Source organism: Laribacter hongkongensis DSM 14985 (assembly GCF_000423285.1).
Classification (GTDB): domain Bacteria; phylum Pseudomonadota; class Gammaproteobacteria; order Burkholderiales; family Aquaspirillaceae; genus Laribacter; species Laribacter hongkongensis.
Window position 1 is genome coordinate 24,316 of sequence record NZ_AUHR01000018.1, and the last position, 13,413, is coordinate 37,728.

12 protein-coding genes are annotated in these 13,413 nt (G+C 62.4%); 6 read left to right on the forward strand and 6 right to left on the reverse strand.

The features are described 5' to 3' along the window. Positions 1-14 precede the first annotated feature (14 nt). A complete protein-coding gene (locus G542_RS16855) occupies positions 15-650 on the forward strand; it encodes a DUF2076 domain-containing protein (protein ID WP_012696350.1) in 636 nt (211 codons plus the stop codon). Positions 651-720: 70 nt separating this feature from the next. Here G542_RS16855 and clpX read toward each other — a convergent pair whose 3' ends face one another. From clpX to G542_RS0112540, 4 genes are all read right to left on the reverse strand, one after another. Continuing rightward, positions 721-1,989 (reverse strand): ATP-dependent Clp protease ATP-binding subunit ClpX, encoded by a 1,269-nt coding sequence (gene clpX, locus G542_RS0112525; protein ID WP_012696349.1) that lies wholly within the window; start codon positions 1,987-1,989, stop codon positions 721-723. Positions 1,990-1,996: 7 nt separating this feature from the next. Next, positions 1,997-2,635 carry an ATP-dependent Clp endopeptidase proteolytic subunit ClpP gene (clpP, locus tag G542_RS0112530; RefSeq protein WP_012696348.1) on the reverse strand — a complete coding sequence of 213 codons (639 nt, stop codon included), beginning with the start codon at positions 2,633-2,635 and terminating at the stop codon, positions 1,997-1,999. 4 nt (positions 2,636-2,639) lie between these two features. Then, the gene (gene tig / locus G542_RS0112535) at positions 2,640-3,950 is read right to left on the reverse strand and encodes a trigger factor (protein WP_012696347.1); all 1,311 of its coding nucleotides are present in this window, start codon (positions 3,948-3,950) and stop codon (positions 2,640-2,642) included. Positions 3,951-4,173: 223 nt separating this feature from the next. After that, positions 4,174-5,199, reverse strand: a complete 1,026-nt coding sequence (locus G542_RS0112540) for a GGDEF domain-containing protein (RefSeq protein WP_027824282.1) — start codon at positions 5,197-5,199, stop codon at positions 4,174-4,176. 801 nt (positions 5,200-6,000) lie between these two features. On the opposite strand from G542_RS0112540, the gene yjjJ reads away from it, so the two are divergent. Then, a complete protein-coding gene (gene yjjJ / locus G542_RS0112545) occupies positions 6,001-7,344 on the forward strand; it encodes a type II toxin-antitoxin system HipA family toxin YjjJ (protein ID WP_027824283.1) in 1,344 nt (447 codons plus the stop codon). Positions 7,345-7,393: 49 nt separating this feature from the next. On the opposite strand, the gene G542_RS0112550 is transcribed toward yjjJ, so the two are convergent. Together G542_RS0112550 and G542_RS0112555 are read right to left on the reverse strand one after the other, a co-directional pair. After that, a complete protein-coding gene (locus G542_RS0112550) occupies positions 7,394-8,428 on the reverse strand; it encodes a phage portal protein (RefSeq protein WP_012695907.1) in 1,035 nt (344 codons plus the stop codon). Beyond that, positions 8,425-10,155 (reverse strand): terminase large subunit domain-containing protein, encoded by a 1,731-nt coding sequence (locus G542_RS0112555; RefSeq protein ID WP_444542968.1) that lies wholly within the window; start codon positions 10,153-10,155, stop codon positions 8,425-8,427. Before G542_RS0112555 ends, G542_RS0112550 begins: the two co-directional genes overlap by 4 nt. 143 nt (positions 10,156-10,298) lie before the next feature. Between G542_RS0112555 and G542_RS0112560 the strand changes: the two genes are divergently transcribed. The 4 genes from G542_RS0112560 to G542_RS0112575 all read left to right on the forward strand — a co-directional run bounded on the left by G542_RS0112560 (position 10,299) and on the right by G542_RS0112575 (position 13,410). Next, positions 10,299-11,120, forward strand: a complete 822-nt coding sequence (locus tag G542_RS0112560) for a GPO family capsid scaffolding protein (RefSeq protein WP_027824285.1) — start codon at positions 10,299-10,301, stop codon at positions 11,118-11,120. Positions 11,121-11,132: 12 nt separating this feature from the next. Continuing rightward, positions 11,133-12,161, forward strand: coding sequence for a phage major capsid protein, P2 family (locus tag G542_RS0112565; protein WP_027824286.1), 1,029 nt, complete (start codon positions 11,133-11,135; stop codon positions 12,159-12,161). Then, a complete protein-coding gene (gene gpM / locus G542_RS0112570; RefSeq protein ID WP_027824287.1) occupies positions 12,158-12,850 on the forward strand; it encodes a phage terminase small subunit in 693 nt (230 codons plus the stop codon). Before G542_RS0112565 ends, gpM begins: the two co-directional genes overlap by 4 nt. Before the next feature lie 92 nt (positions 12,851-12,942). Next, the gene (locus G542_RS0112575) at positions 12,943-13,410 is read left to right on the forward strand and encodes a head completion/stabilization protein (protein ID WP_027824288.1); all 468 of its coding nucleotides are present in this window, start codon (positions 12,943-12,945) and stop codon (positions 13,408-13,410) included. Positions 13,411-13,413 lie beyond the last annotated feature (3 nt).

Below are 13,413 nucleotides of genomic sequence, written 5' to 3' on the forward strand. Positions count from 1 at the left end.
TGGCAGGAGATGACATGACCCCACAGGAACGCAGCCTGATCGAACAGGTTGCCGGACAACTGGCAGCCCATCCGCTGTCCCACAAGGACGCTGATGCCGATACCCTGATCCGGGAGCAGATCGGCAGCCAGCCCGATGCGCTTTACCGCATGACCCAGGTACAGATCATCCAGCAAATGACGCTGGAAGCTGCGCAGCGCAAGCTGGCGGATTTGCAGCAGCAATTACAGGGTTACCAGCAGCAGGGTGTGATGGGGCGCATGTTCGGCAGCCGCCCCGACATACCCCCGCCACCGCCAGCGCCCGAGTATCAGCCGTCAGCATTCGGCGGCTTTCTGCGCTCGGCAGGCACCATTGCAGCCGGCGTGGCTGCCGGCAGCCTGCTGGCCGATGCTGTTGGCGGCCTGTTTGACCGGGACGGCAGCAGCAGCTGGTCCGGTAACGGCAGCACACCGGAAGTCGTGGAAAACATTACCGAAAACAATTTCCTTGACCCTGACATGCTGCCTGTGGATGACAGCCAGGTTCCGGGAAACGACAACCCGGCTTCTGATGATGGCTTTCTGCCGGTCCCGGATGACGATACGGCAGTGCCGGACACCGGTAACGATGACGATTTCGATGACGGCCAAGACGACAATTTCATCTGATCCGGGACAGGGAAAAACAAAAGGGATGCAAATGCATCCCTTTTTGACATGACCAGGCAGGACCGAGCCGTCAGGCTGCGCTCTGGCTGGTTTCGCGGTAGGTAATTCGCGGTGCCTCGCCGTTGTCGATCACTTTTTCGTCAACCACTACGGTAGCGACGTTTTCAAGTGACGGCAGCTCGTACATGGTATCCAGCAGGGCTCGCTCGACAATGGAACGCAGACCGCGGGCACCGGTGCGACGGGCCAGTGCCTGTTTGGCGATTGCCAGCAGGGCCGATGGCTTGAGGTCGAGCTCTACCCCTTCCATTTCGAAGAGCTTGCGGTACTGCTTGGCCAGCGCGTTCTTCGGTTCGGTCAGGATGGTCATCAGCGCTTCTTCGTCCAGCGGCTCAAGCAGTGCCACGACCGGCAGGCGACCGATGAACTCCGGAATCAGCCCGAACTTGATCAGGTCTTCCGGTTCGGTATCGCGCAGCAGTTCGCCTACGGCCTTCTGGTCATTCTTCGATGCCACTTCGGCACCAAAGCCGATCCCGCCTTTTTCGGTACGCTGACGGATGATTTTTTCCAGTCCGTCGAACGCTCCGCCGCAGATGAAGAGGATGTTGGTGGTATCGACCTGGATGAATTCGGCATTGGGATTCTTGCGTCCGCCCTGCGGCGGCACATTGGCCACAGTCCCTTCAACCAGTTTCAGGAGTGCCTGCTGCACACCCTCGCCCGACACGTCGCGCGTGATGGACGGGTTGTCGCTCTTGCGGGAAATCTTGTCGATTTCATCGATGTAGATGATGCCACGCTGTGCTTTTTGTGCGTCGTAATCGCATTTTTGCAGCAGCTTGGTGATGATCGACTCGACATCTTCGCCAACGTAGCCCGCTTCGGTCAGCGTGGTGGCATCGGCAATCGCAAACGGCACGTCCAGTACCCGTGCCAGCGTCTGCGCCAGCAGGGTCTTGCCGGACCCGGTCGGACCGATCAGCAGGATGTTGCTCTTGGAAAGCTCGACTTCGTTTTTGTCGTCGGATTTGGCGTTCAGGCGCTTGTAGTGGTTGTACACCGCTACCGATAGCGCCTTTTTGGCCTGTTCCTGCCCGATCACGTATTGGTCAAGCGCTTCGCGGATTTCCCGCGGACTGGGCAGATGCTCGCTCGGAGCAGCCGGTGCAGCACCGGCCGGCTCCGTCCCGTCGAGGTCTTCCACCAGTTTTTCGCAATCGCGCACGCACTCGTCGCAGATAAATGCCTGAGGCCCGGCAATTAGGTGCCGGACCTCCTGCTTTTTGCGTCCGCAGAACGAGCAGGCCAGCGAGGAGGTATCGTGTTTTTCGGACATTGGAAAATCACACGGCCGCGCGGTTTTCGAGCACCTGGTCGATCAGACCGTACTCCAGCGCCTGCGCGGCATTCATGAAATTGTCGCGGTCGGTATCGCGCTCAAGGTCTTCCAGCGGACGACCGCAGTGTGCTGCCATCAACTCGTTGAGCTTGCGCTTGAGGGTCAGGATTTCCCGGGCATGGATTTCGAAATCCGATGCCTGCCCCTGAAAGCCACCCAGCGGCTGGTGAATCATCACGCGCGAATTGGGCAGGGCAAAACGTTTGCCCTTGGCCCCTGCCGACAGCAGGAAAGCCCCCATGCTGGCCGCCTGGCCGATGCACAGGGTCGACACGCTGGGCTTGATGAAGTTCATCGTGTCGTAGATCGACAGGCCGGCCGTTACCGAGCCGCCCGGCGAATTGATGTAGAGATGGATGTCCTTGTCCGGGTTTTCCGACTCAAGGAACAACATCTGGGCCACGACGAGATTGGCGGTCTCATCCGTCACCGGCCCGACCATGAACACGATGCGCTCCTTGAGAAGCCGCGAGTAGATGTCGTAGGCGCGTTCGCCCCGTCCGCTCTGCTCGACCACCATCGGCACAAGGCCCAGCGCTTGCGGAGCCGGTTGCGACCACTGCCAATCCCGTACGTTTTGCATGATGTTATGCGTTCCCCATCAGTTCATCGAAAGACACTGCCTTTTCGTTAACTTTGGCTTGTGACAGCACAAATTCAACCACATTGTCTTCCAGCACCAGATTTTCCGGACCTTCGAGGCGTTCCGGGCTCTCGTAGTACCACTTGATCACTTCTTCCGGATGCTCGTAGCTGTCGGCCCATTCTTCAACGCGGGCCTTGATCTGTTCCGGCGAGGCCTTGAGTTCGTTGGCCTTGACGAGTTCGGCCAGGATCAGGCCCAGGGCCACACGGCGGGCAGCCTGGTCACGGAACAGGTCGGCCGGCAGGTCCGGCAGGCTCTTGACGTCCATGCCGCGCTGGGCCAGGTCCTGCTTGGCCTGGTGCATCAGGCGGCTGATTTCCATCATCACCAGCGACTGCGGCAGCTCCAGCGGGTTGGCATCGATCAGCACCTGCATGACGGCTTCCTTGTTGCGGGCAGCCAGACGGCGGGCGATTTCGCGCTTGACGTTCTTTTCGATCTCGGCGCGCAGCTTGCTCACGTCGCCGTCAGTGATGCCCAGGGCCTTGGCAAAATCGGCATCGATTTCCGGCAGGATGGCTTCGGCCACGTTCTTGACGGTGATGGTGAACACGGCGGTTTTGCCGGCCACGTCCTTGCCGTGGTAATCAGCCGGGAAGCTGACTTCCACGTCCTTGGATTCGCCTTCCTTCATGCCGATGACGCCGGCTTCGAATTCCGGCAGCATCTGACCCTGACCCAGCACGAACGGGAAGTTTTCGCTCGAACCGCCAGCGAAAGCTTCGCCGTCGATCTTGCCGGCAAAGTCGATGATCACGCGGTCGGTATCGGCAGCAGCGCGCTCGACACGGTTGAAGCGGGTGCGCTGCTTGCGCAGCACGTCGATGGTCTTGTCGATTTCGGCGTCAGTGACTTCGCACACGGCCTTTTCGACTTCCTTGCCGTCAAGGCTGCCCAGGGTCAGCTCGGGGTAGACTTCAAAAGTGGCGCTGAACTTGAATTCGCCAGCGGCCGGATCATTGTCGGCAGCCGGTTCGAAACGCGGATAGCCGGCCACGCGCAGTTTCTGCTCGGCCACAGCCTTGGAGAAACCAAGCTGGACCTGTTCGCCCAGCACGTCTTCGCGCACGGAAGCACCGTAGTTGCGCTCGACCATCTTCAGCGGGGCCTTGCCCGGGCGGAAGCCGGCGATCTTGGCCGTGCGGGCCACGCGGGCCAGACGCTTTTGCACCTCGGCGTCGATGTCGGTAAGCGGCAGTGCGATATCGAGGCGGCGTTCGAGGTTGCCGAGCGTTTCCAGCTGAACTTGCATGTCTGTTCCTTAAAATTCGTGAACCGGTGACGGTAGTCTAATGGAGGCTTGCACAGAGCAACCGTACCGGCGGCTCCGGCGACAACCGTCCGCCTTGCGGTACGCGGCTCTGCGGCATGTGGGAAATTCAAAGTAGCCGATTGTAACCGAAGCCGAAGCCGCGTCAAAAAATGCGCGGCCGTCATCGTTGCGGGGCGTTGGCACCCAAGGATGCCGGGGCTGTTCAGCCCTCCCCCACCGCCACTTGCCGGATGCTGTCACGCCCGGCCTGCTTGGCCTGATAAAGCGCAGCATCAGCAGCTTGCAAGAGGGAAGTACTGGTCTGCCCGGCCTGCGGCACGCAACCGGCAACCCCCAGACTGACCGTGACGATGCCCCATGGACTGCCATGGTGCGGCAATACCTGTTCGTGCAGCGCCGTACGGACATTTTCCGTCACCTGCCGGGCGGCAGGCTCCAGGCAGTCGGGCAGCAGCAGGACAAACTCTTCACCGCCATAACGGGCCGCCAGATCACCAGCCCGGCGGGCCTGCTGCGCCAGGATCCGGGCCAGCGTTATCAGTACCTCGTCACCAGCCAGGTGTCCGTAGCCGTCGTTGTAGGACTTGAAGTGGTCGACATCGAGCATGACCAGCGACAGCGGTCTCTGTCTGCGCTGCGCCCGCCGCCATTCCTGCTTGAGGGTGAGGTCAAAAGTACGCCGGTTGGCAATGCCGGTCAGCCCGTCCATCCGGCTCAGCTTTTCCAGCCGCCGGTTGGCCTCCTCCAGTTCCCGCGTACGGGATTCGATTAATGCCTCCAGCCGGAGATTACGATTGTGCAGGTCTTCCAGCGGGTAGACCTCGCCGACCTGGGCTGCCACGCGATAAGGCAGGGAAATGCCGCTGTGCGCCACCTTCCAGCCATCAGCTTCTTGCCGGAAGATCAGCACCAGCCGCGCGGTTTCGCTTGCCAGAATGGCATCCGGCACTGGCAGATGGATTTGGAAGAAGGCGGTGACGGCGATAACAGTGTCGGCCAGATCCTGGAAGGCAATGTCCTGCATTTCCCAGTGGATGGGCTCGGGCACCTGGGAAAAATCCAGCCGGGTAATCTCGTGCCACTGCGACACGTCCTGGACCAGGAAATCACCGCAACCGGTATAACCGGAGAAATCGTGGCTGAAATGCTCCAGAAGCCTCGGATCCCGTCCCAGATAAAGCTCGGCATACTCGTCAAACAGCATCTGCATCAGTTGGCGTCGAGACATTGCACCCCCCGGCATTTGGTCATCATGTCCAGCAGGCTGCCACAGACGCAGTCTCTTCTCTGGACATCCAGATCAACATCTACCGCAAACAGATCAGAATTTGACACTGTTTATGCATACAGGCATTCAAATCATCCATCAGCTGACCAGTATTTCTGGCAGATACTCCTTCGATACAGCCGGATTCCGGATCATTCGGCGGGTCAGCTTTGGGGCAGCAGAGTCCGGAAACAACACAAAGCAGACAAACAAAAAAGCCGTGAAACAAGGCAAGCACCTGATTTCACGGCTTTTCGGTCGTCAGACCCTTGTATTCTGGTGCGAAGGAAGGGACTCGAGAGTCCACGGCAGGCAAGGATTTCAAAAGTTTTGGGTCTTTTTTGGGTCAGCTATGCCCCACTATTTATATATATGGAATCGTCTAGGCTATTCGGCTGCATGGCAGAGTCGGGATGGTGCATAAATATGCAACATCCCGCATAAAACCGCATGACTGCACGCCATCATCATCCATTGCCCTGCCCCGCTACTGGCGGGGCTTTCCGCTTCTCCTGCACCTGCATAAAAACTGCCCTCTGAACTGCGGGGGCGTGGCGGGGTCACGAGGGCGCGCGCCAGGGTCCGGGCAAGGCGCAGAAACAAAAACGGAAGCAAGTACAGAACCGTGCAAGCCACCAGGGAAAGGCCCGTGTCACTGTGCCAAAGTGACCTACCCAAACGGGCATGACTGCCATACACTACCTATTCACTTATCTATTCACAAAGCTATTCACAAAGCTATTCACAGAACTGACAACAGCCGTGACCACTCACTCCGATCCGATCAGAATCCTGCTGGGAAGAGGTCCCCGTCCAGCAAGACAACTCGCGGAAAGCCTTGGCTTAAGCCAGCCGACCATCTCAAGAGCCATCAATGCCCTGGGGGATGAGGTCGTGCGCATCGGGACAGGACCATCTATTCAGTACGCTCTGCGTGACGCAGGAAGAGGTGTGGGAAATGTTCCGGTGTACCGGGTTTCAACAGAAGGAACCATCCGACAACTCGGTATCTTGATTCCAGTACGGCCGGAAGGATTCGTGATGGTGCAGAGTGACGGCAAGTCGCTGTTCAGTGATTCGTTGCCATGGTGGCTGGATGACATGCGTCCACAGGGCTACCTCGGACGGAACTATGCCTCTCTCCGGGCCACGCAGCTTGGATTGCCAAGTCAGTTGAGTGAATGGAGTGATGCTCACGCCCTTCGGGCATTACTTGCGGACGGGGTAGACGCAGCAGGTAATCTGTTACTGGGGGATCATGCCAAGGACGCTTTTTTGACTTCCACGCCAGTCCACCCTGTAGAGCTGCATGACAAGGCAAGCGAGTATGTCAGGCTCGCGGAACAGGCTGCGCGCGGGGAAGTACCAGGATCATCGGCAGGAGGGGAACAGCCGAAGTTTGTCTCTTACGTCCAGACGCCGGACGGGCCTCGGCACGTGATCGTCAAGTTCACTTTGGATGACCACAATCCGGTAACCGGGAGATGGCGTGACCTTCTGCTTGCAGAGCATCTTGCTCTTGAAACACTCAATGAATCTGGTATCCCGGCTGTCCGTACACGGATCGTCGACTCCGGATTTCAGCGTTTTCTTGAAATAGAGCGTTTCGACCGCGTCGGGGTTTCAGGACGCAAGGGACTGATCAGCATGAAGGCACTTGATGCCGAGTTTGTCGGTGCAGGAGCTGCCGAATGGCCCACTATTGCCAATGCGCTGGCAAAAAAGGAGTGCATTACCCGGGAAGCGGCAGCGGTTGCCTCGTTACTGCAAGCCATCGGAAAGCTGATCGGCAATACGGACATGCACACCGGAAACCTGTCTTTCGTTACTGAGCATGGCCGACCATACGACATCTCTCCTGCCTATGACATGCTCCCGATGGGGTTTGCCCCAAAGTCAGGCGGAGGCATTCCATCCACCCTGCCTGAAGCCACTCTTCATCCGGACATTCCAGCCGAAACATGGATACGTGCCAATGAGGTTGCAAGGCGCTATCTGGAGCGCTTACGGAATGAGCGAGGCTTTTCACCGGCATTCTTGCCATGCATTGATGCCTTGAGTGCTCATATGGAAACCGCCTCGAGCAGAATTGCCAGACTGGAGTAGATCAAGGCAGGACAGTGGCGTTTCCGCTTTTGCCCCTGCAGTCCGAGGACTACGCGGCGGCCTCGGGCAGGTACGGGCTGAACCGCACCACCTCGATGCCCAGCCAGTCGTTCAGCTCCATCAGCCGGGACTGCAGGGGTTCGATCTCGTTGCGGTAGAACACCTGCGCGGCCGTACTGGCGTCACCGAAGCCGCCGGTGTTGGTCGGGATGATGCCCATCAGTTGGGGCGGGACACGGTGCGCGGCCAGCACGTCGTCGCGGGTCACGTTCTTGATGTTGAAGAACTCATCCTTGGCCGCCACCTCGCTGATCGGGATCAGTTGCAGGCCATCCTTCTTGCCGTTGGGTGAGTGCATGAACAGGTTCTTGAAGTTGCCCAGCCCCTTGCTGGACTGCAGCGCCTTGCGCATGGCGTTGACGTCTTCTTCCTTTGCAGCCGGATCGCTCAGGTACAGGATGAACCCGGCATGGCTGCCGTTGGCGTAGTAGCGGCGGCGGAACAGCGTGGCCGACTCGTTGAGCCAGGCCGAGTTCAGCGCTGCCAGGTACTCCGGCAGGCCGTACACTTCCTGATGGATGTCCGGCTCCATCAGCTGGAACACGCTGCCGGCCGGGAACGCCTGCTCCTGCCCGTAACCGGTCACCCACCAGAAGGATTCCATGTCGATGCCGCGCCGGACGTACTTGGCCAGCGCGTGCCGGACCGGCATCCGGCTGCCGAGCCGGCTGCGCGGTGCCTCAAGGTAGCCGTTACCGAAGATCAGGTAGTCCAGCACCCAGCGGCCGAAGGTAGCGCGGTCCATGAGCGGGTGCGGCACAAAGGTGCGGGCCAGCAGGTTGCGCTTCACGGCAATGGCCGAGGCGTGGTGTACCGCTGCCCGCCAGGAACGTGACAGGCCGTCCCAGCTCAGGGGCGGTTCGTACCATTTGCCGTTGGTCAGGCATTCGGCGTAGTCGAGGATCTCGCGCCGGTCGAGGACCGATTCGGGATCGCCGAAGGTGAACGTGATGCATCCGGTACCGGCAGGGGCGGCGGGAGTGGCGGCATGGTCTGCAGCGGGGCGGCGACGGCGTCGGGTCATGAGTAGATCTCCACAAATCCGGCATTGCCGGCGTTGCGCCCCTCGAGGGGCTCGTTGTACAGGGTCTGCAGCGTGGCCCAGGCAATGTCGGCATGGCTCACGGCTTCGGAGCGGTCGGCGACAAAGGTCACCAGCCCGCTGCCGGTGGTACTGCGGTGGATGGCCATGAAGCTGGCGGCGATTTCCTTCGCGCCGGCATCGAACTGCAGGCGGCCGTGGCGGATCACGTCCAGCCCCTTGAGGACCATGCGGGTCTTGAGGTCCAGCGAGTACTGGTAGCCCATGGCGGCCGGGAAGAACTGCGTCACCAGCTGGTGCACGGCCGACCCGAGACCGGTGCGGTCGATAGCGATGTGGGTGACGCGGTAGCGGTCGGTAGCCTCCCGGATCGCCTGCGCCTGGGCGCTGTAGTCGAGACCACGGAACTGCCGGCACTCGAGCAGGCGGAACGGACCGTCCGGCACGGCCGGCGGCGCGACCACCACCATGGCCGCACTGTCGCCGCTCTCGCTCGGGTCGTAGCCGATCCACACCTCGCGGTGACCGAGCGGGCGCAGGGTGAACGGGTTGTAGTCCGGCCAGGCCTCCATGGAATCGACCATGCAGCGATGCAGCATCGACAGCGGGAACACGCTCTTGCCGTCGTCGATGAACTCGCACTCGAAGAGCTGGCGGAACTCGTCAGGCGAGTTCTCCAGCCGCAGGGCATCGAGGTCGAAGAGGTCACAACCCTGCCGAAGGGCGTCGTGGATGGTGACGATCTGCCGCCACTGGCCGTCCCCTTGGTCCAGTCCGCCGGCCAGGGCCTTGTGGCTCAGGTCGAAGGCGATCTGTTCACTGGCCGGGCGGCCGGCGTTGTAGCGCTTGCCGGACCAGAACGGATACGCCTCGTGGGCAAGGGTCGAGGGGGTGCTGAAGTAGGTCTGCCGCCAGCGTTTCTGGCTGGCCATGCCGGCGGCGACCTTGCGCAGCTCGGCGAACTTCGGCGTCCAGAAATACTCGTCCATGTAGAGGTTGCCGTGGTACGACTGGGCGGTGCGGCTGCTGGTCCCCAGGAAAATCAGCTCGGCGCCGTTGCCGAACAGGATCTTGTCGCTGCCTTTCAGCTCGATGTCGCACACCTCGCTGACAAAGGCCTTCTGGTAGCTCTGGAACTGCAACGCCTGGCGCTTGCTGGCGGACAGGAAAATCTGGTTGCGGCCGGTCTCCAGCGCATCGAGCAGGGCTTCCAGCGCAAAGTAGTACGTGGCACCGATCTGACGGCTCTTGAGGATGTTGCGGATGCGGGCGAGGTGACCGGCCCGCAGCCAGTGTTTCTGATAGCCGAACAGGCGTTCACGGAAGGCTGCTTTCAGGCGGGCCACCTGCTCGTCAGTCAGCAGGTTCTTGCTGGCGGACTTCTTCTGGCGCTGGCCGCCTTCGCGGCGCCCGCCCTCGCGCTGGCGGTGGCGCAGTTTCTCCAGCCGTTCCAGCTGGCGGCCGAGGAGATCGATCTCCTTGTAGTCGCAACCTTCCTTCTTGTCCTTGCCGATCAGGACCTGCAGGCGGGCTTCCAGGGTGGCGTTCACCCGGTCGACCGGGCTGACCGCGTCCCAGTCCTCGCGGCGCTTCCAGCTGTGGACAGTGGCCGGCCGGATACCAAGCTCTTCGGCAATGCGGGCGATCCGCCAGCCCTGCCAGTAGAGGGCGCGGGCCTGGTGACGCGGGTCGAAAGGGGTGTCTTGCATGCTCATGCCGGCGATGGTGACGGCTCGCGCAGGCGGTCACACCGACATCCGGTCGGGCCAGGGCGCAGGCCGCCGCAAACCCCGTGCCCCCCGCGCGACAGCGCGCCAACATGGCTTCACGAAACGAACAGGGAGCCGGCCGCATGGCTAAAAAAAGCAAGGCGTTCCGGGTGGCCACAGAAGGGGCCACCACCGACGGACGAGAAATCAGGCGTGAGTGGATCGAGCAGATGGCCCGGAATTACGACCCGGCCGTCTTCGGTGCCCGCGTCAACATCGACCACATAAAAGGCATCCTGCCGGACAGCCCGTTCAGGCGCTACGGCGACGTGACCGCGCTGGAGGCCCGCGAGGTCGAGGACGGCAAGCTCGCCCTCTTTGCCACCATCGACCCGACCGACGAACTGGTGGCCCTGACCCGTGCCCGCCAGAAGATTTACAGCTCCATCGAGGTGGTCGAGAAGTTCGCCGACAGTGGTGAGGCCTATCTGGTCGGACTGGCGGTGACCGACGACCCGGCGAGCCTCGGAACCGAGATGTTGCAGTTCTGCGCCCGCGCCGAACACAACCCGCTGGCCGGCCGCAAGAGCCAGCCCGGCAGCCTCTTTACCGCCGCCGTGCCGGTCGAGCTGGAGTTCGTAGAGGCCGCTGCACCGGTCGATGCCGGAAAGGGATTGTTTGCCACGGTCAAGTCGCTGCTGGCCGGCAAGGGCAAGACCGACGACGCCCGCTTTGCCGACCATGCCGCGGCCATCGAGGCGCTGGCCGAAAGCCAGCAGGCCGTACCAACCCTGCAGGGCGCGGTCAGTGCCTTGCGGCACAGCGGACAGGCGCTGGATGCCCGCCTGCAGTCCCTGACGGCCGAACTGGCCGACCTCAAGGCCAGGCTCGACAGCCAGCCGCAGCCGGGCTTCACCCGCCAGCCGGCCACCGGCGGCGCCGGCAAGACCGAAACCGATTGCTGAGGACCCCGCCCCATGCGCAATGACACCCGCCTGCAGTACACCCAGTTTGTCACCCAACTGGCCCGACTCAACAGCGTCCCGTCCGCTGAAAAATCCTTCACGGTCGCCCCGAGCATCCAGCAGACGCTGGAGAGCCGCATCCAGCAGTCGAGCGAATTCCTGTCGCGCATCAACGTGATCGGTGTGCCCGAAATGGCCGGTGAAAAAATCGGCCTCGGCGTCACCGGCACCATCGCCGGCCGCACCCAAACCGGGCCGGGCAAGCCGCGTGTGGCCCGGTCGGTGGCCGACCTCGATTCGCACAAGTACCAGTGCGCCAAGACCAACTTCGACACCGCCATCCCGTACCAGCAGCTCGACGTGTGGGCGAAGTTCCCGGACTTCCAGACCCGCCTGCGCGACGCCATCCTGAAGCAGCAGGCGCTGGACCGCATCATGATCGGCTTCAACGGTACTTCGGTGGCCGAGGATACCGACCGGGACAGCAACCCGCTGCTGCAGGACGTCAACAAGGGCTGGCTGCAGCAGTACCGTGAGCATGCACCGGAACGGGTCATGTCCGAGGTGGCCGAGAGTTCCGGCAAGGTGAAGATCGGGCCGGCCGTTACCGAGGCCGAAGGCTACAGGAACCTCGACGCACTGGTGTTCGATGCGGTCGAAAACCTGATCGACGAGGCGTTTGCCGAACATCCGGACCTCGTGGTGATCGTCGGGCGCAGCCTGCTGGCCGACAAGTATTTCCCGATCATCAACAAGGACAACCCGCCGACCGAGCAGCTGGCGGCCGACATGGTGATCAGCCAGAAGCGCATCGGCAACCTGCCGGCGGTGCGGGCCCCGTTCATGAAGGCCGGCAGCATGCTGGTCACGCCGCTGTCGAACCTGTCGATCTACTGGCAGGAAGGCGGCCGCCGCCGGCATGTGCGCGAGGAGCCGGATTACGACCGGATCGCCAACTACGAATCGAGCAACGACGCCTACGTGGTCGAGCGCTACGAGGCCGGTTGCCTGATCGAAAACATCGAACTGGTGCCGGCATGACGACGAGCCCGGCCCGAGCCCACTTCCAGCGTGCCTCGGCGGCCCGGATCGCAGAAGCGGCCGGACCGGGCCAGTCACTGGAAGGGCTGTCGCAATACGAACTGATGCTGGCCATGCTGGCCCGGCACAGCCGGCGCCTGAAGCAGGTGCAGTCGAACGAGCGCAAGGCCGAGGTCAAGCGCGAAATCCTGCCTGAGTACCTGCCGTGGGTGCAGGGCGTGCTGGCCCACGGCAAGGGGGCGCAGGACGACGTGCTGATGACCGTCATGGTCTGGCGCATCGACGCCGGCGACTACGCCGGGGCGCTCGACATCGGCGACTACGCGCTGGCCTACCGGCTGGCGATGCCCAAACGCTTCAACCGGGATGCCGCCACCACGCTGACCGAGGAAATGGCCGATGCGGCCAAGCGTGCACGGGACGGCGGGCAGCCGTTTGACGCGGCCCTGCTCAGGCGCACGCTGGCCCTCGTGACCGGCATCGACACGCCGGACCAGAGCCGCTCGCGCCTCCTGAAAGAGTTGGGCCTTTTGCTGACGGAGAGCGACCCGCCGGCTGCCCTCGGCTACCTGCAGCAGGCCACCCGGCTCAACCCGGCCGCCGGCGTCAAAAAGCAGCTGGACCGGCTGGCCCGCCAGACCGGCAGTCCCCGGGCCGTCAGCACAGCGGACGATGACGCTGACGGCTGACCCTCTCGCACCCCGCGAGCTGGCGGCAGGGGGCCGGCAGCGGATTGCCCGCCTGCCACGCCCTCTCCACCGCCACCACTCAGGATGTCCTCATGGGATTCACCGCCAACGAACCAGAAAACCCGTCGCCGGGCACTGTCAGCAGCAGCGCCTTCTGGCCCGTCATCGATCTCGCTGACGTGCAGGCCGAATGGCGGATAGACGGCACCGTCACTACGGCCCGGCTGCGGCTGGCCGTGATCGAGGCGGTCAGCACCGTCAATGGCGAGCTGGCCGGCTGGCGGCAAGAGCGGCAGCAGGACGGATTCGCCACGCTGGCCGAGGTGCCGGGCGAGCTGCTCGACGGTGAGTGCGAACACCTCTACCACTACCGCCGGGCGGTCGGCTGCCACGCCAAGAGCGAGCTGACCCGCCGCTACCGCGACTTTGATGCCACGCGCGACGGCCAGCAGCGGGCGGACGCCATGGAAGCCGACATCGACGACCTGATGCGGGATGCCCGTGCCGCCATCAACCGCATCAAGGGCCGCCGGGGGACGTGGGTCGTGGTGGCGGTCTGATGC

Excerpts from the sequence above, each read along its gene's own strand:
- clpP (WP_012696348.1), bottom strand. The coding sequence starts at position 2,635 with ATGCAAAACGTACGGGATTGGCAGTGGTCGCAACCGGCTCCGCAAGCG.
- G542_RS0112565 (WP_027824286.1), top strand. The coding sequence starts at position 11,133 with ATGCGCAATGACACCCGCCTGCAGTACACCCAGTTTGTCACCCAACTG.
- G542_RS0112560 (WP_027824285.1), top strand. The coding sequence starts at position 10,299 with ATGGCTAAAAAAAGCAAGGCGTTCCGGGTGGCCACAGAAGGGGCCACC.
- gpM (WP_027824287.1), top strand. The coding sequence starts at position 12,158 with ATGACGACGAGCCCGGCCCGAGCCCACTTCCAGCGTGCCTCGGCGGCC.
- G542_RS0112575 (WP_027824288.1), top strand. The coding sequence starts at position 12,943 with ATGGGATTCACCGCCAACGAACCAGAAAACCCGTCGCCGGGCACTGTC.
- G542_RS0112555 (WP_444542968.1), bottom strand. The coding sequence starts at position 10,155 with ATGCAAGACACCCCTTTCGACCCGCGTCACCAGGCCCGCGCCCTCTAC.
- G542_RS16855 (WP_012696350.1), top strand. The coding sequence starts at position 15 with ATGACCCCACAGGAACGCAGCCTGATCGAACAGGTTGCCGGACAACTG.
- clpX (WP_012696349.1), bottom strand. The coding sequence starts at position 1,989 with ATGTCCGAAAAACACGATACCTCCTCGCTGGCCTGCTCGTTCTGCGGA.
- tig (WP_012696347.1), bottom strand. The coding sequence starts at position 3,950 with ATGCAAGTTCAGCTGGAAACGCTCGGCAACCTCGAACGCCGCCTCGAT.
- G542_RS0112550 (WP_012695907.1), bottom strand. The coding sequence starts at position 8,428 with ATGACCCGACGCCGTCGCCGCCCCGCTGCAGACCATGCCGCCACTCCC.
- G542_RS0112540 (WP_027824282.1), bottom strand. The coding sequence starts at position 5,199 with ATGTCTCGACGCCAACTGATGCAGATGCTGTTTGACGAGTATGCCGAG.